This window comes from Pseudomonas sp. 2hn, assembly GCF_019646095.1.
Taxonomy (GTDB): domain Bacteria; phylum Pseudomonadota; class Gammaproteobacteria; order Pseudomonadales; family Pseudomonadaceae; genus Aquipseudomonas; species Aquipseudomonas peradeniyensis.
On the sequence record NZ_CP081016.1, the window covers coordinates 5,703,927 to 5,719,925 of the forward strand.

A 15,999-nucleotide genomic window follows, 5' to 3' on the forward strand; every position below is an offset into this window, starting at 1 on the left:
AAGGCCGCTCCTACAGGGGTCCGTATTCGCAGCCATCAAGGCCTGGCGCTGTCCTTCCAGCCGCCACCCAAGGCCAGGAATACGCCGATCTGCCCCATCGCCACCTGGCTGTTGGCCGCCGCCAGCTGCGCCCTTACGTCTGTATAGGTCCGCGTCGCCTGCAGATCGGCCAGAAACGACTCACGCCCAACCTGGTAACGCAGATGCGTCTGGTCCGCCGACTCCTTGGCGGAACGCTCCGCCTCGGCCAGTGCGTCGCGCCGGTCCAGCAGTGCGCTGTACTGCGCCAGGCGGGTCTGGGTTTCGCGAATGGCGTTGAGCACCACCCCGTCGAAATGCGCCAGCGCCGCCTGGGTCGAGGCCTCGGCCATGCGGATGCGCGCGCGGGTGCCGTTGGTGGGGATGTTCCAGCTGATCTGCGGGCCGAAGCCCCAGCGGTTGGTGGCCGGCTCGCCGAGATTCTCGAGAATGCCGATGGTGCCCACCTGGGCGCCGATGCTGATATCCGGGTACAGCGCGCCGGTGGCCACGCCGATGCTGGCGGTGGCCGCCGCCAGCTGGCGCTCGGCCTGACGCACGTCCGGGCGGCGCTTGAGCAGCGCGGCGCCGTCACCGACCGGCACCAGCTGCGACAGGTGGGGCAGCTCGGCGCAATCGGCGGTGCCGGCGGGCAATTGCTCGACCGGCCTGGCCAGTAACGCGGCAAGGGTGTAGAGGCCCGCCTCACGCTCGGCCTTGAAGCGCGGCAGCTCGGCGCGCAGGGACTTGAACTGGGTCTGCGAACGGGTGACCTGGGTCTCGTCGCCACGCCCGGCGTCGCGCAGGCGCTGGGTCAGTTGCACGCTCTGCTGCTGCAGGTCCAGCGACTCGCGGGCGATGTGGTATTCCTCATTGGCCGAGCACACCTGGGTATAGGCCTTGACCACATCGGCCACCAGGGTGATGCGCGCGGTGTCGGCGGCGGCCTGCACCGCGTCGGCGCTGGCCTTGGCGGCCTCGGTACCACGCTTGAAGGTACCCCACAGGTCGAACTGGTAGCTGGCGCTGATGATCGCTTCGCCGATATTGGCCACCGGCACCTTCTCCGGCTGCAGGAAGGCCTCGCCGGACTCCTGCAGGCGCTGGGCGCCCAGCTTGACGCCACCGTTGAAACCACCCTGGGACTCGGCCACCTCCACCTGGGCACGGGCCTTGGCGATGTTGGCGGCGGCCACACGCAATTCGGTGTTGGCGCTCAGGGCCTGGCGCACCAGCTCGTTGAGCCGTTGATCCTGGTACAGCTGCCACCAATCCTCGGGCACCGGCGCCGAGACCACGCTGTCGGCGTCCTGGCGCAGCGGGCCATTGAGGTCACCACGCTGCACGGCGGCGTCCTTGGGCAGCTCGTAGTCAGGCCCGACCATCATGCAGGCCCCCAGGGACAGGCACAGCCCGGCCAGGATCAGCTGCTTCATGGATGCTGCCCCTCGATGATCGACACCGTGGCGGTTCGTCCGGCGATCATGCGGAAGTCTTCCGGCACTTCATCGAAGGCGATGCGCACCGGAATCCGCTGGGCCAGGCGCACCCAACTGAACGCCGGGTTGACGTTGGGCAACAGGTTGGCGCCGCTGCTGCGGTCGCGGTCCTCGATGCCAGCGGCCAGGCTCTGCACCCGGCCACGCAAGCGGGTGTTGTCGCCCATCACGCGGATCTCCACGGCGTCGCCGATATGGATACCGCCCAGCTTGGTCTCTTCGAAGTAGCCATCGACGTGGTACGAAGCGCTGTCGACCACCGACAGCACCGGACGCCCGGCGCTGACGAACTCGTGGGCACGCGGGGCGCGGTCGTTGAGGTAGCCGTCCACCGGGCTGCGCACCACCGAACGGTCGAGGTTGAGCTGGGCCACATCCACCTGCACCTGGGCCTCGTTCACCGCCGAGCGGGCACGGGCCTCGCGGGACTGGCTCTCTTCAACCTGCTCGGCCGCCACCAGGTTGCCCAGCTTGCGGTTGCGCTGCGCCTCGCGGGAGGCCTGGGCCAGGGTCTCCTGACGCTCGGCCAGGGTCGCCTTGGCCTGGCGCAGGGCCAGGGTGAAACGGTCCTGGTCGATGGTGAACAGCACGTCACCGCGCTTGATGGTCTGGTTGTCACGCACCTCGACCTTCTGGATCAGCCCGGACACATCCGGGGCGATCTGGATCACGTCGGCGCGGATATGACCGTCGCGGGTCCAGGGGGCGAACATGTAGTACACCACCATCTGCCACACGAGCACGGCGGCGAAGGTCACTACCAGCAAGGTCAGGACCACGCGGCCCAGGGTCAGCAAAGGTTTTTTCATGGCAGCATCAGGCTTCGGCAAAAGTGGTCCACCGCGCCAAGCAGCACGGCATACAGGGCAACGTTGAACAGCGCCCGGTGCCAGACCAGGCGGTAGAAATGCAGGCGCACCAGCACCGCGTGCACCCCGAGAAACAGCAGGTAGGTGCCAAACATCATCACCAGCAGCGTGGGCAGGAACACCCCGCTGATATCCAGTTCACCGATCACAGGGGCGCTCCGTCGAGCCCGGGGGGCAGTTGCGTTTGCTCGGCAGGCTCGAGCATCACTTCCACGCCCGGCAGCAGCGCCAGGCGCAGGCCGCTCAGGGCGTGCAGCAGGTGGGTGCGGGCGTCGCCGCGTTCGTACAATTCGTCCAGGTTCAGCGCCAGGCGCGCACGCTCCATGTTGCGCAGCAGCGCCGCCGGGGCATGCAGGCGCTCGCCGGCGCGCAGGCAAGCGGCGTAGTGGCTGCCAACCTCCTCGATTACCGTGCGCAGGCGCTCGCGGGCCTCGGCGCCGGCACGCGGCAGGTAGGCCAGCAGGTCGAGCAGGTTCAGGCCCACGCGCAGGTCGCGCAGGGCCACGCCGCTGTCCTGGCCGGTCTGCGACAGCCGCGGCAGGTGCTGCATCAGGCGGTCGAGCATCTGCACGCCGACCTGGCGGTGCTCTGCCAGGGTGGCCGGCGCGGTCATTTCGACGATGTCGCGCCAGGTGAAGCGGGTCATGCGCTTGGCCGCCAGCTCCACGCCGAACGGGCGTACCACCAGGGTCCAGATGAAGGCGAACAGCAAGCCTACGGGGCCGGCCAGGTTGGCGTTGATGAAGGTGAAGAAATCGGCGTCGTAGGCGCCCTGGATGCTGATGAAGGTCGAGGTGTTGACGATGGTGAGCAGGGTGCCGAGGTAAAAGCGCGGCTGCACGGTCAGGGTGCCGACGCAGATGAACGGCACGGCGAAGGCCAGCACCAGCATCGGGAAGTCGTGCAGGTTGGGCAGCACCAGGAACAGGTACAGGCTGGAGAAGATCACCGACATCAGGGTCCAGAAGAAGAACCGGTAGATCTGCGGCGCCGGGTCGTCCATGGCGGCGAAGAAACTGCACGACACCGCGGCGAGGATCACCGCGCTGGCGCCGTCGTTCCAGCCCAGGCCGATCCACAGGCCGCAGGCGACGATGATGGCGGTCACGGTGGAGAACACCGAATAGAGCATCAGGCCACGGTCGAAGAACGGTGTCAGCCGGCCCAGGCGCCAGTGACGGTAGACCGCGCGCCAGGGCGTGGCGTCGTCCTTGCGCAGGGCGTGCTGCAGGGTGCAGCAGTCCTGCCAGAGATCGGCCCATTCGGTCAGGCGGTAGAGGGCGTTGGACAACAGCAGTTCGGCGCGCTGGTCGATGGCGGCGGCGCCGGGCTGCAGGCGGTCGATCTGCTCGTGCAGGGCGGTCCAGCGCGCCACCGAGGCGCTGTCGGCAGTGCCCTTGAGCCATTCACGGGCAGCATCGAGGACCGGCTTCAACTGGGCGAACTGGGCCGGGGCACGGCCCTCGAGGGCGATCAGGGCGTCGTCCAGGGCATCGATCACCGGCAACAGGTGGATCATGCGGCCACGCAGCTCACGAGCATTTTTCAGGGTGTGCGGGCCGGCGCCTTCGTGGCCGAGCTGGCCGATCATCAGTTCCAGCGAGTTGAAGGTGGCGACCATCGCGCCACGCATGCCGCCGACCTTGTCGGCGCTGGCCTCGCGGGCCAGGTAGGTATCGCTGTAGCGGATCGCCTCGGCGAACCAGTTGCCGGTCGCACCGACCACCACCGGCGCCAGCCGGCGCGGCCAGAAGATCGCGCCGACCACCGCCGCGCAGACGATGCCCAGGCAGATTTCCTGGGCGCGGGAGGAAGCCACGTCGAACACTGCCAGTGGGTTGTCGACCACCGCCAGGGCGATCATCGGCAGGGTGTAGCCGGCGAGCATCAACACGTAGTTGTTGGCCGTGCGCAGGTTCAGCGAAAGGAACAGCAAGGTACCGGTCCACAGGGCGATGGCAATGCTCAGCAACAGCGGCGACTGCACCAGCGGCGGCACCAGGAGGATCGCCCCGCCGGCGCCCAGCAACGTACCCAGGGCCCGGTACAGCGCCTTGGAGGTGGTCGGGCCGAGGAACGGGCTGGAGACGATGTACACCGTGGCCATGGCCCAGTAGGGACGCGGCAACTGCATCAGCAAGGCGATGTACAGGGCAATCATCGACGCGGCGAAGGTGCGCACGCCGTAGAACCAGTCGCGGGCCGGGGGCACCGAGCTGAAGAAGCCGCTCATGGCATCACGCCCGCGGCTTCGAACGCCTGGATCACCCGCAAGGTGGCGTCCAGGTCGGCCTGGTCGATACCGCCGAGCACCTCACGGCGCAGGCGCACCAGTTCACCTTCGATGGACTCCGCCAGGGCGCGCCCCTCGACGGTCAGGCTCAGGGCCTTGGCGCGGCGGTCCAGCGGGTCCTCGCTGCGGCAGACCAGCCCGGCCTTGCACAGCTGGTCGAGCAGGCGCACCAGCGACGGGCTTTCCAGCCCGGCGGCCTGCGCCACCGCCACCTGGTGCACGCCGTCGCCCAGGCGCACGATCATCAGCAGCGGCACGGCGCAGGCTTCGGAAATGCCGTAGCCGGTCAGGGCGCCCTGGCACAGGCGACGCCAGTGACGGGCGGCCACGACCATTCCGCTGCTGATTTTCAGGTGCAGTGCGTCAAGGGACATGTGGGAACCGAGGATATTCATAGTTTGCTAACTATCAATATACGCCCTGCCCTACCCCTGTCGTCAACCGGGGGTGACGGAGGGAGTAGATGAAAGGTTGTTCATCTGCCCGGATATCACGATCTCTGTAGGAGCGGCCTTGCGCCGCGAAAGAGGTGCGAAGCGCCCCAAGATTCGTGCATCAAGCTGATATCGCCGGGGCTGCTACGCAGCCCTTTCGCGGCACAAGGCCGCTCCTACAGGAGGCGCGATGTCCCTTGCCTCACGGCTGGATCTGATCTTCCAGCTTCATGGTCAGCGCCAGCGTGCTGCCCATCTGGATCGCCTGGTCGCGCCAGCCCAGGTAGCGCGCCGCGTCACGGCTGCTGAAGTGGACCGCCAGCTCCTCGGCCGCCTGCATCACGCCAGTCGCCGCCGCCAGCTCCAGCCAATACAGCCCGGCCTTGGTGTCCGCCTCGACATACAGCCCATGCAACAACCGGTAGCCCACCTCGAAGCGGCAGCGCGTCTCGCCGCGCTGGGCGCCGCGAAGAAACCACTGATAGGCCTCGAGCAGGTCGACCTGCCACACCTGGTCGCCGTCGCACACCTCTTCCTCGTACAGGTCGCCCAGCGCCGCAGCGGCATGCACCATGCCCCGCTCGAAAGCATGCCGGTAGTATTCGGCCGCGTTGGCGTATGAGACATCGACACCCTTGCCGAAATATTGCTGCTGGCCAAGGTTGAACCAGGCCGCGGCATTGCCCTGCAGCGCGGCCATGCGCAGCAGGTGGCCGGCGAGCACGGTATCGCCGCGCCAGTACTTGCCATTGAGCCAGATCCAGCCCAGGTCGTTGAGCGCCGCGACATTGCCCAGCAATGCCTGGCGGCACAGGTCGTGGTAGACCGCCTGCAGGTCGACCGCCTCGTCCAGCCGGTCGGTCAGGCCGAAGCGCTCGCCGCTCAAGGCCTGCTGGCTGGGCATGCCGATCCCGGCGAACAGCCTGTGGCGCTGTCCGGGGCGTGCCGGGGCCGGGACGACCCGCTCGGGGAGAAGCCGGGCAAGCAGCGAATGGATATTGCTGGCGGCAGACATGTTCATCCTCATTGAACGACCCACAGCTCCAACCTCCACTGTGGTGAGGCGTGATTCTGCGCGATGCCACGACAAAACCTGTCGCGAACGAATTGATCCCAGGCAACCAATTGCATCTTCCTTGATCTGAGCAGGCCGTGGCCAATTGCCATGCCCTGCCCGTGCCGCCATCCTATGCCGGCAAGCCTAGACAAGGACGTTTCCTTTTGCCCTTCGCCACCACCCGCGCCACCCTCAGCCGCCAATGGGCCTTGCTCCGCCAACTGCCCAGCCGCTCCCCCGGGATCACCAGTGCCGAACTGGTGTGGCGTCTGCGTGACGTGGGCTTCAGCGTCAGCAAGCGCACGGTCGAGCGCGACCTCAACGAGCTGTCGCTGATCTTCCCACTGGAGCGCAACGACAAGAGCATTCCGTTCGGCTGGCACTGGTCGGCCAATGCCGGTGCCGAACTACGTGGGAATTTCGACCTGCAGGGTTATCTGCGCGGCGATACGCTGCAGCCCGGGCAAGGGGAAGGCGTCGAATTGCAGGCATGGATCAGCGACCTGCTGGCCCGCCGACTGCGCGAAGCGCCCTTGACCGCCGACATGCAGCTGACCGCCCTGGAACAGGGGCACCGGCTGCGGGCGACGGTAGCGGATGGCTGGCCCCTGCGCTGGTGGTTGCTGAGCCAGGGGGAGGGGCTGGTGGTGGAAGCGCCGCAGGCGCTGCGCGAGGAGATTGCGCGGACGCTGGACAGTGCTGCGGCGCAGTATCGGGATTGAGTTCTGCGTGATCTAGCGCTGCATCCCCCACCGCCGCACCGTCAGCCGCTCCAGGGTGTTGAACACCAGCCCCTCCACCAGCAGGCCGATCAGAATCACCACCGCCAGCCCGGCAAACACCTTGTCGGTGTAAAGCTCGTTGCGGTTCTGGAAGATGTACCAGCCCAGCCCGCCCTTGCCGCTGCTGGCGCCGAACACCAGCTCGGCGGCGATCAGCGTGCGCCAGGCAAAGGCCCAGCCGATCTTCAGCCCCGACAGGATCGACGGCAGCGCCGCCGGCACCAGGATGTGCAGCACCAGGCGCAGGCCGCGCAGCCCGTAGTTGCGCCCGGCCATGCGCAGGGTCTCGGACACGCCGAGAAAGCCCGCGTAGGTGTTCAGCGCCAGCGCCCAGAGCACCGAGTGCACCAGCACGAAGATCAGGCTGTTGTCGCCCAGGCCGAACCAGAGCAAGGCCAGCGGCAACAGGGCAATGGCCGGCAGCGGGTTGAACATCGAGGTCAGCGTGCCCAGCAGGTCGCGCCCCACTTGCGTCGAGACGGCCAGGCTGGTCAGGCCGAAGGCCAGGACGATGCCCAGCACATAGCCTTTGAGCAGCACCACCAGCGATACACCGACCTTGGCCGGCAGCTCGCCGCTGAGCAGCCCGTCCCACAACGCGCTGGCGGTCTGCAGGAAGCCTGGCAGCAGCAGGTCGTTGCCGGTATAGCGGGCCACTGCCTCCCAGACCACCGCAAGCAGTACCAGGATCACGGCCTTGCGCAGCCAGCCCTGTTGCCACAAGCGTTGCACCAGCGGCAGCTCGCGCTCCAGCGGCACACCCGGCAAGGGTTGCAGCTGCACTTCGTATTCCTGGCGTACAAGTGTCGTCGTCATGCCCTGGCTCCCGTCAGTAGGCGATACGGATATCGTTGAAGCCCAGATCGTCCGCTGGCGTCGAGGCATCGGCCTCGTCGAACAGCAGCCGGTGGATACGTCGGGCACTGGCCTGGAAGTCGCTGGCACCGAGGCTGCCGAGGTCGTACTGGTGGCTGTGCACCTCGGCCCGTACCCGCCCGGGGTGTGGCGACAGCAGCAGGATGCGATTGCCCACCACCAGCGCCTCTTCAATGGAGTGGGTGACGAACAGCAGGGTAAAGCGCACCTCCTCCCAAAGCAGCAACAACTCTTCCTGCATCTTGCGCCGGGTCAGGGCATCGAGCGCGGCAAACGGCTCGTCCATCAGCAGGATCTTCGGCTGTGTGGCCAGTGCCCGGGCGATGGCCACGCGGGCCTTCATGCCACCGGACAGGGTGTGCGGGTAGGCGTCGGCGAAGGCGGCCAGGCCGACTTTCTCCAGGTAATGCAGCGCCCGCTCCTCGGCCTCGGCGCGCTTGAGCTGGCCGGACACCAGCAGCGGGAACATCACGTTCTGCTTCACCGTCTTCCACGGCGGCAACTGGTCGAACTCCTGGAACACCACGATGCGGTCCGGCCCCGGGCCGCGCACCGGCTGGCCCTGGAGCAGGATCTGCCCTTCCCGTGGCTCGATGAAGCCGGCCACGGCCTTGAGCAAGGTGGACTTGCCGCAGCCGGACGGGCCGAGCAAGACGAAACGGTCGGCGCGGTCGACCTCGAAACTGACCTGGTGGCTGGCCCGCACCACGCGCTGGGCGGTGCGGTATTCAAGGCTCAAGTTGTCCACCGCCAGCAGCGGTGGGGTGGCGACACGGCTCAGGTTGCTGGCCGTGTGGCCTGGCAATGGGGCGGTCATCGGCGCTCAGCTCCCCTGCAACGGGCGTTCATCCTGGAAGAAGTAGTCCTTCCACGATTCGGGCTTGTTCTTGATCGCGCCGACCCGGTAGAGGAATTCGGCCAGCTTGTAGGTGTTCTTCGGCGTGACGGTGAATTCGTACTGCGGGTTGTCGATCAGCTTGATCAGCGCCTCGCGGTCGATCTTGGCCTTGGTCACGCGGATATAGGTATCGGCGGCGGCGGCCTTGTCCTTCTGGGCGAAGTCGGCGGCTTCGGCCAGGGCATCGACGAAGGCCTTGTAGGTCTTGGGATTGTCCTTGCGGAATTTCTCGGTGGCGAACAGCAGGGTCGGTGAGTTGGGGCCGAGCAGGTCGTAGCTGTTAAGCACCACGTGCACATTCTTGTTGGCCAGCACCTGGTCCTGGAACGGCGGGTTGGAGAAGTGCCCGTTGAGCTCGGTGCCGCCGGCCAGCAAGGCCGCGGTGGCGTCCGGGTGCGGCACGGCCAGGGTGTACTTGTCGAGGCGGTTGTACTCCTTGTCGCCCCACTGGCGGGCGGCGGCGTACTGCAGGAAGCGCGACTGCACCGAAACGCCCACCGCTGGCACGGCGATACGGTCCTTGTCGGAGATATCAGCGATGGTCTTCACATTGGGGTTGCTACTGACCAGGTAGTACGGGAAGTTGCCCAGCGAGGCCACGGCCTTGACGTTCTGCCGGCCGCGGGTTCTATCCCACACGGTGAGCAGCGGCCCGACACCGGCGCCGGCGATGTCCACCGAGCCGGACAGCAACGCATCGTTGATCGCCGCGCCACCGGACAGCTGGGCCCAGTCGACCTTGATGTCGAGGCCCTGCTCCTTGCCGTGCTTCTCGATCAGTTGCTGGTCACGCACCACATTGAGCAGCAGGTAGACGATGCCGAACTGCTCGGCGATGCGAATCTGCCCTTCGGCGTGGGCCACGGCCGGCGCCGCCAGGCTGCCTAGACCCAGGCTCACGCCCAGGCCGATACTTGCCGCCAGGCGGCTGATGGAGTTGCGCATGGTGTGTTTCCTCAGTCGTCAGAACGGGGCATCGCCCTGGATGGTGGTGCGGTACAGCTTGCGGCGCAGGTTCGCGGGGCAACCGGTGGCCAGGTGGATCAGCGAGCGGTTGTCCCAGAACACCAGGTCGTGGGGCTGCCATTGGTGGCGATAGATGTTCTGCTCCAACACGCTCAGGGCGTACAGCTGTTGCAGCACGTCGCGGCTTTCGTCATCCGGCAGGCCGACGATGCGGGTGGTGAAGCCTTCGCTGACGAACAGCGCCTTGCGGCCGTTTTCCGGGTGGGTACGCACCACCGGATGGATGACCTCCTGGACCTGGGCCAGTTGCTCGGCGGTCAGCGTCGGGCGCCAGTTGCCTTCGAACTTGGTCTCGGCGTAACGGGCGGTGTAGGAGTGGGCGGCGCTGCGGTCCTCGACGACCCGGCGCAGGGCCTCGGGCACCGCGTCCCAGGCCTTGTGCATGTCGGCGAACAAGGTGTCGCCGCCCTCGCTGGGCAGCTCCTGGGCGTGCAGCATCGAGCCCAGGCTTGGCAGTTCCTTGTACGACAGGTCCGAATGCCAGAACTTGCCGGCATCGCCCAGGCCGACGTTGCGGCCGTCCTCGACGATATTGGAAACGATCAGGATCTCGGGATGGCCGGCGAGCAGGAACTGCTTGAGCACATGGATCTGCAGCTCGCCGAAACGGCGGCTGAAGGCGATTTGCTGTTCGGGGGTGATGCGCTGGTCGCGAAACACCAGGACATGATGGTCCAGGTGGGCGCGGTGAATACGGGTGAAATCCTCGGCATTGACCGCACGGGCCAGGTCGAGGCCGATGATCTCGGCACCGACGGCGCCGGGGAACGGACGGATGTCGAAGGTTTGCGGCAGGGCGCTGTCGATGGTCGACAAGGCGTTCGAGGCGGCTGGCATTGTTCACTCCCACGCAGTGCGCGACTTCAGGGCGCGCAACGATCGGAAACGCACGGGGATTGCCCGTGTGGGTTCGAGTCGTGCGGCGCGCCGATTGGTCGGCGGGTACGCAGTGGGGTGACTATAAAGTCATAATAATAGGATTTTAAATACCTTTAGGGAATATCCATATGAAGGGGTTGCACTTCAGCCCATGCGCCGACCTGTAGGAGCGGCCTTGTGCCGCGAAAGGGCCGCAAAGCGGCCCCGGCGATCTTTGCATCAACGCAGACGCCCTGGGGCCGCTTCGCGGCCCTTTCGCGGCACAAGGCCGCTCCTACAGGGATCGCGCAGACACGATCAACGCTCGCGCAAGGCTTCCGAACGGGCCTTGATGATCGGCTTGAGCAGATAGCTCATGATGGTCTTCTTGCCGGTCATGATGTCCACCGTGGCCACCATCCCCGGGATGATCAGCAGCGGCTTCTCGTCCGTGCCCAGGTGGCTCTTGTCGGTACGCAGCTTGATCAGGTAGTAGGTGGTCTTCTTGTCTTCGTCGGTGATGGTGTCGGCGCCGATCTGCTCGAGCTTGGCCTTCATGCCGCCGTAGATGGTGTAGTCATAGGCGGTGAACTTGACCGTGGCTTCCTGGCCAGGGTGCAGGAAGGCGATGTCCTTGGGCAGGATCTTCGCCTCGACCACCAGGGTGTCGTCCAGCGGCACGATCTCGATGATGTCGCTGCCCGGCTGGATCACCCCGCCGATGGTGTTGACCAGCAGTTGCTTGACGATGCCGCGCACCGGCGAGGTAACCATGGTGCGGTGCACGCGGTCGTCCAGCGCCTTGCTGGTGGCGGTGGCCTTGTTCAGCTCGGTGCGGGCCTCGTTGAGCTGGGTCAGCGCCTCGCTGCGGAACTTGCCGCGGGTCTCCTCGATCTTGCTCTCGACTTCCTTGATCGCCGCCTCGGCACGGGGGATGGCCAGGGCGGTGGAGTCCATCTGGCCACGGTTCTCGACCTCGGCGCGACGCAGGCGCAGCACCTCGACCTGGGAGATCGCGCCCTGGGCCACCAGCGGCTCGGACATCGCGATTTCCTGGCGCAGCAACTGCAGGCTGTTGGCGTACTGGGCGCGCTTGGAGTTGAACTCGCGCAGCTCCTGCTGCTTCTGCACCAGCTGCTGCTGCAGGCCGCCAAGCTCGTCCTGCAGCTGCTGGCGACGGCTCTGGTACAGCGATTGTTCGTTGGCGGCCTGGCTCGGCGCGGCCTTGCGCAGCTCTTCGTCGATCTGCAACGGCTTGTCCTCGACCTCGGCCGTCAGGCGCTGCACGCGCAGGGCCATGGCCAGGCGCGAGGCCTCGGTCTCGTCGACGTTGGAGGCGAAGCGGGTTTCATCCAGGCGCAGCAGCGGCTGGCCGACTTCGACGATCTCCCCTTCCTTGGCGAAGATCTCGGCGACGATGCCGCCCTCGAGGTTCTGGATCTTCTGCACCTTGGACGACGGGATGGCCTTGCCCTCGCCGCGCGTCACCTCGTCGATGGGCGCAACGCTGGCCCAGATGATCAGGAACAGGAAGAACGCGATCACGCCCCAGATGGTCAGGCGCACCACCCGTGGCGCGTCCTCGATCAACGCCTTGTTGACCTCGGGCAGCGGCTGGCCGGCCAGCGACTCGGAGCCCTTGAAGTAGCGGCGCAGGTTGTCCTTGAAACGCCCGATATCCAGCTTATGCAACACTGATCTGCCCCTTCTTCAGCGCATCCATGACGGCGGCTTTCGGGCCATCCGCGACAATCTGTCCACGATCGATGACGATCAACCGGTCCACCAGCGACAACAACGACGCCCGGTGAGTGACCAGCAGCACGGTCTTGTTCTCGATCACCGCGGCCAGGCGCTGCTTGAGACGCTCCTCGCCGGTGTTGTCCATGGCGCTGGTGGGTTCGTCGAGCAGCAGGATCTGCGGGTTGAGCAGCAGCGCCCGGCCCAGTGCGACGTTCTGCCGCTGACCGCCGGAGAGGTTCTGGCCACGCTCGCCGACCTGCAGCTCATAGCCGTCGGGGTGCAGGCGGGCGAACTCATGCACGCCGGCCAGTTCCGCGGCCTGGAGGATCAGCTCGTCCTCGATGTAGCGGGCGCCGCTGACCAGGTTGTCGCGCAGGGTGCCAGCCAGCAGCTGGATGTCCTGGGGCACGTAGCCGATGTTGTGGCGCAGTTCGCTGACGTCGATCTGGCGAATGTCCACGCCATCGACCAGCAGCGAGCCGTTGTCCGGCTCGTACAGGCCGACGATCAGCTTGGCCAGGGAGCTCTTGCCCGAGCCGCTGCGGCCGATGATACCGACCTTCTCGCCCGGGCGAATGTTCAGGTTGATGCCCTTGAGCGCCTGGTTCTGCTGGTTCGGGTAGGTGAACTCGACACCACGGAACTCGATGGCGCCCTGCAGCACCTGGCGGCTCAGCGGGCGCTCCTCGAAGTTGCGCTCCTGGGGCAGTTCCATCATCTGGTCGGTGGCGACCATGGTCACCTTGGCCTGCTGGTAGCGGGCCAGCAGGCCGTTCAGCGAGCCCAGCGGGCCAAGGGCGCGACCGCTGAGCATGTAGCAGGCCACCAGGCCGCCCATGCTGAGGTTGCCGTCGATGATCAGGTACACACCCACGCAGATCATCGCCACGCCGGCCAGTTGCTGGATCAGCGCGGTGATGTTCATGGCCAGGCCCGACAGTACCTTCACCCGCAGCTCCAGGCGGCTCAGGGTGCCGAGGGTCTGCTCCCACATGTACTGGCGCTCGCTCTCGGCGTTGTTGACCTTGACCGCATCCAGCCCGGCGAGGGTCTCGATCAGGCTCGACTGGCGCTCGGAGGCCAGGGCCATGGTGCGCTCCATGGTTGCCATCAACGGCTTCTGCAGGGCATAGCCGATGCCCAGCGCCAACGGGAAGGCCAGGATCGGAATCCACACCAGGTGCCCGCCGATGATGGCAATGACCATGAGGATCAGGAACGTGAACGGCAGGTCGATCAGGCTGGTCAGGGTCAGCGAGGCGAGGAAGTCGCGCAGGCCCTGGAATTCGTGGATGTTCTGGGCAAAGCTGCCGACCCGCGCCGGGCGGTACTTCATCGACATCCCGACGATGCGCTCGAACAGCGTCGCCGATATGATCAGGTCGGTCTTCTTGCCGGCCAGGTCCAGGCACAGGCTGCGCAAGCCCTTGAGAATCAGGTCGAAGACATAGGCACCTGCAATGCCGACCGCCAGCACCCACAGCGTCGAGGTGGCCTGGTTGGGTACCACGCGGTCGTACACGTTCATCACGAACAACGGCGCGGCCAGGGCAATCAGGTTGATCACCAAACTGGCGGCGATGGCATCGATGTACAGCCACTTGCTACGCAGCAGGGTGTCGCGGAACCACGAGCGCGCGCGCGGGATCAGGTTGCCGTGGTTGACGTCGAACTTGTGCTGCGGCTGGGCGAAGAACACCTTGCCGCTGTAGTCGCCCTGCAACGCCTCACGGGTGACATGCACCTCGCCGCCGTCGCTCTCGCTGAGCAGCAGGCGCGCGGTGTCTTCGTTCTCCCAGCCGAGCAGGACGGCGCAGCGGCCTTCCTTGAGCAGCAGCATCGCCGGCATGGCGATGCTGGGGATCTGTTCGAGCTTGCGCTGCAGCAGACGCCCCTGCAGCCCGGCCCGGGCGGCTGCGCGGGGCAGCAGCTCGGGGGTCAGGCGCTGCGAGGGCAAGGGCAGCCCGGTGGTCAGCATGGCCCGGCTGGCGGGCTTCTGGTGCAGGACACACAGGGTCAGCAGACTGTCCAGCAGCGGGTCGTCATGCTGACTGCGTGGATCGTGGCTGAGTTGGACTCGACTGACTTCGGATTCCACGCGGCGCTCTCTTCATCCTTGCGGGGGTGATTCAAGGTGCGCCTTTCAGTTCATGCCTGGCAGGTTCACCTTGGGTTTCAGGTCGTTCTGCACAACGGACGCCATCGGTGCTACGACACCCTGGCTCTTGAGCAGCTGACCAATGGTCGCCTTGATTCGATACTGAGTAAACATTTGTGTGTTCTTCACCTCTACCAGGCGACGCTGGGCGGTGAAGGTTTCATTCTCGCTGTCGAGCAGGTCGAGCAAGGTACGCTCGCCCAGGCCGAACTGCTGCTGGTAGGCACTGCGCACGCGGTTGCTGTGATCGACGTACTGCTGGGCAATCGGCACCTGGGCGTTGGCGTTCTCCAGAGCATTCCATGCCAAGCCTAACTCCTCATTGAGCTGGCGCAAGGCGTTGTTGCGAATGTCCAGGGCCTGGTTGGCCAGGTACGACTTCGATTCCAGGTCGGCCTTGTTGCTGCCACCGGCGTACAAATTGAAGTTCATGCGCAGCATGGCCTGCCATTCGTTGTTGTGGCCGACGGCGCCGTCGAGGTTGTTGTCGGCCGTTCGTCCGAGTTCGGCATCGAATCGTGGATAGAACGTAGACTTTGCCGCTTCGTATTGCTTCTCGGCGGCGGCGATGTCCGACTCGGCCGAGCGCAGGATCGGGCTTTCCTCGACCAGCTGGTGGCGGGCCTCGTCGAGGGTGGCCGGCAGCAGGTCGACAAATGGCGCGGGCGTGCTTAACTCGTCGGGCATTTGCCCGACGACGCTCAGGTAGTTGGTGTTGGCGTCGGCCAGGTTGGTCTGCTCGGTGATCAGGTTGTTGCGGGCCTGGGCCAGGCGCGCCTCGGCCTGGTCGAGGTCGGCCAGGCGGCCGACGCCACGGCTGGTGCGCAGCTTGATCTGGTCGAGGATGCGCTCGTGGTTGCGCAGGTTGTCTTCGGCCAGGCGCACCATCTCGCGGCGCGACAGCACGTCCAGGTAGACCTGGGCGACGGTCAGCGCGGTACGCTCGGAGGTCCCCAGCAGGGAGTAGGCGCGGGCGTTGACGGTGGCCTGTTGACGGCCGACCTCGCTGGAGGTGGCGAAGCCGTCGAAGACCATCTGCCGCAGGCGGATGGCCGACTCGCCACGGTTCAGGGTCTCCCAGCGGTTGCGGGTGCTCGGGCTGTCGGTGCCCTCACGACCATAGCCGGCGGTCACGTCGACCCGCGGCAAATAGCCGCCCTGGGCGGCGCGCAGCTGATAGTCCGCAGCCGTGCGGGCGTTCACGCCGGCCTGGATTTCCGGATGGACCTCAAGGGCCTTCTGCATGGCTTCGGGCAAGGTTTGTGCTTGAACGAATGTGGCGGCGAGAGCGAAAGGAAGAGCGGTGAACAGTGACGCACGCATTTTTACTGGTTCCCGAGAGAGCTGTTGTCCCAAATCACAGCCGAAGCCGTGCCTGCCCTGGAAAATGGCAAACCCTGATCCTGTATGTAGGAAGCTTCCGAATAGGCAGTGCGATTAATACAAAAGAAAGGGCTTAGCTGGCCAAATATCAATGTGACATTACCT

14 protein-coding genes are annotated in these 15,999 nt (G+C 66.0%); 1 reads left to right on the forward strand and 13 read right to left on the reverse strand.

What is annotated here, in order from left to right:
• Window positions 1-35 precede the first annotated feature (35 nt).
• The 6 genes from K2O50_RS25720 to K2O50_RS25745 all read right to left on the reverse strand — a co-directional run bounded on the left by K2O50_RS25720 (window position 36) and on the right by K2O50_RS25745 (window position 6,128).
• On the reverse strand, window positions 36-1,454 hold the full coding sequence (locus K2O50_RS25720; protein ID WP_050707481.1) for an efflux transporter outer membrane subunit: 1,419 nt from the start codon (window positions 1,452-1,454) through the stop codon (window positions 36-38).
• Window positions 1,451-2,326: an HlyD family secretion protein gene (locus K2O50_RS25725; protein ID WP_050707482.1), complete on the reverse strand. Its 876-nt coding sequence runs from the start codon at window positions 2,324-2,326 to the stop codon at window positions 1,451-1,453. Before K2O50_RS25725 ends, K2O50_RS25720 begins: the two co-directional genes overlap by 4 nt.
• A complete protein-coding gene (locus tag K2O50_RS25730) occupies window positions 2,323-2,535 on the reverse strand; it encodes a DUF1656 domain-containing protein (RefSeq protein ID WP_016392395.1) in 213 nt (70 codons plus the stop codon). Before K2O50_RS25730 ends, K2O50_RS25725 begins: the two co-directional genes overlap by 4 nt.
• A complete protein-coding gene (locus tag K2O50_RS25735; RefSeq protein WP_050707483.1) occupies window positions 2,532-4,619 on the reverse strand; it encodes an FUSC family protein in 2,088 nt (695 codons plus the stop codon). The genes K2O50_RS25730 and K2O50_RS25735 overlap by 4 nt, the downstream gene beginning before the upstream one ends.
• Window positions 4,616-5,053 carry a MarR family winged helix-turn-helix transcriptional regulator gene (locus K2O50_RS25740; protein WP_028689248.1) on the reverse strand — a complete coding sequence of 146 codons (438 nt, stop codon included), beginning with the start codon at window positions 5,051-5,053 and terminating at the stop codon, window positions 4,616-4,618. Before K2O50_RS25740 ends, K2O50_RS25735 begins: the two co-directional genes overlap by 4 nt.
• A gap of 262 nt (window positions 5,054-5,315) precedes the next feature.
• Window positions 5,316-6,128: a tetratricopeptide repeat protein gene (locus K2O50_RS25745; protein ID WP_050707484.1), complete on the reverse strand. Its 813-nt coding sequence runs from the start codon at window positions 6,126-6,128 to the stop codon at window positions 5,316-5,318.
• Window positions 6,129-6,334: 206 nt separating this feature from the next.
• Here K2O50_RS25745 and K2O50_RS25750 point away from each other — a divergent pair, with 206 nt between their 5' ends.
• Window positions 6,335-6,892, forward strand: a complete 558-nt coding sequence (locus tag K2O50_RS25750) for a WYL domain-containing protein (protein ID WP_050707485.1) — start codon at window positions 6,335-6,337, stop codon at window positions 6,890-6,892.
• Between the two features lie 12 nt (window positions 6,893-6,904).
• On the opposite strand, the gene K2O50_RS25755 is transcribed toward K2O50_RS25750, so the two are convergent.
• The 7 genes from K2O50_RS25755 to K2O50_RS25785 all read right to left on the reverse strand — a co-directional run bounded on the left by K2O50_RS25755 (window position 6,905) and on the right by K2O50_RS25785 (window position 15,834).
• On the reverse strand, window positions 6,905-7,768 hold the full coding sequence (locus tag K2O50_RS25755; protein ID WP_050707486.1) for an ABC transporter permease: 864 nt from the start codon (window positions 7,766-7,768) through the stop codon (window positions 6,905-6,907).
• A gap of 13 nt (window positions 7,769-7,781) precedes the next feature.
• Window positions 7,782-8,645, reverse strand: a complete 864-nt coding sequence (locus K2O50_RS25760; protein WP_050707487.1) for an ABC transporter ATP-binding protein — start codon at window positions 8,643-8,645, stop codon at window positions 7,782-7,784.
• A 6-nt stretch (window positions 8,646-8,651) separates the two neighbouring features.
• Window positions 8,652-9,671 (reverse strand): ABC transporter substrate-binding protein, encoded by a 1,020-nt coding sequence (locus tag K2O50_RS25765; RefSeq protein WP_050707488.1) that lies wholly within the window; start codon window positions 9,669-9,671, stop codon window positions 8,652-8,654.
• Between the two features lie 18 nt (window positions 9,672-9,689).
• Entirely contained in the window at window positions 9,690-10,589 is a 900-nt protein-coding gene (locus K2O50_RS25770) for a TauD/TfdA family dioxygenase (RefSeq protein ID WP_050707489.1), read from the reverse strand.
• 339 nt (window positions 10,590-10,928) lie between these two features.
• A complete protein-coding gene (locus K2O50_RS25775; protein WP_028689255.1) occupies window positions 10,929-12,305 on the reverse strand; it encodes an HlyD family type I secretion periplasmic adaptor subunit in 1,377 nt (458 codons plus the stop codon).
• Window positions 12,295-14,451: a type I secretion system permease/ATPase gene (locus K2O50_RS25780; protein WP_050707490.1), complete on the reverse strand. Its 2,157-nt coding sequence runs from the start codon at window positions 14,449-14,451 to the stop codon at window positions 12,295-12,297. The genes K2O50_RS25775 and K2O50_RS25780 overlap by 11 nt, the downstream gene beginning before the upstream one ends.
• A gap of 45 nt (window positions 14,452-14,496) precedes the next feature.
• Window positions 14,497-15,834 carry a TolC family outer membrane protein gene (locus K2O50_RS25785; protein ID WP_110735609.1) on the reverse strand — a complete coding sequence of 446 codons (1,338 nt, stop codon included), beginning with the start codon at window positions 15,832-15,834 and terminating at the stop codon, window positions 14,497-14,499.
• Between the last annotated feature and the right edge of the window lie 165 nt (window positions 15,835-15,999).

What these genes read in the sequence shown, in the direction of transcription:
- K2O50_RS25765 (WP_050707488.1), bottom strand. Translation starts at nt 9,671, where the DNA reads ATGCGCAACTCCATCAGCCGCCTGGCGGCAAGTATCGGCCTGGGCGTG.
- K2O50_RS25760 (WP_050707487.1), bottom strand. Translation starts at nt 8,645, where the DNA reads ATGACCGCCCCATTGCCAGGCCACACGGCCAGCAACCTGAGCCGTGTC.
- K2O50_RS25735 (WP_050707483.1), bottom strand. Translation starts at nt 4,619, where the DNA reads ATGAGCGGCTTCTTCAGCTCGGTGCCCCCGGCCCGCGACTGGTTCTAC.
- K2O50_RS25725 (WP_050707482.1), bottom strand. Translation starts at nt 2,326, where the DNA reads ATGAAAAAACCTTTGCTGACCCTGGGCCGCGTGGTCCTGACCTTGCTG.
- K2O50_RS25740 (WP_028689248.1), bottom strand. Translation starts at nt 5,053, where the DNA reads ATGTCCCTTGACGCACTGCACCTGAAAATCAGCAGCGGAATGGTCGTG.
- K2O50_RS25720 (WP_050707481.1), bottom strand. Translation starts at nt 1,454, where the DNA reads ATGAAGCAGCTGATCCTGGCCGGGCTGTGCCTGTCCCTGGGGGCCTGC.
- K2O50_RS25745 (WP_050707484.1), bottom strand. Translation starts at nt 6,128, where the DNA reads ATGTCTGCCGCCAGCAATATCCATTCGCTGCTTGCCCGGCTTCTCCCC.
- K2O50_RS25785 (WP_110735609.1), bottom strand. Translation starts at nt 15,834, where the DNA reads ATGCGTGCGTCACTGTTCACCGCTCTTCCTTTCGCTCTCGCCGCCACA.
- K2O50_RS25755 (WP_050707486.1), bottom strand. Translation starts at nt 7,768, where the DNA reads ATGACGACGACACTTGTACGCCAGGAATACGAAGTGCAGCTGCAACCC.
- K2O50_RS25770 (WP_050707489.1), bottom strand. Translation starts at nt 10,589, where the DNA reads ATGCCAGCCGCCTCGAACGCCTTGTCGACCATCGACAGCGCCCTGCCG.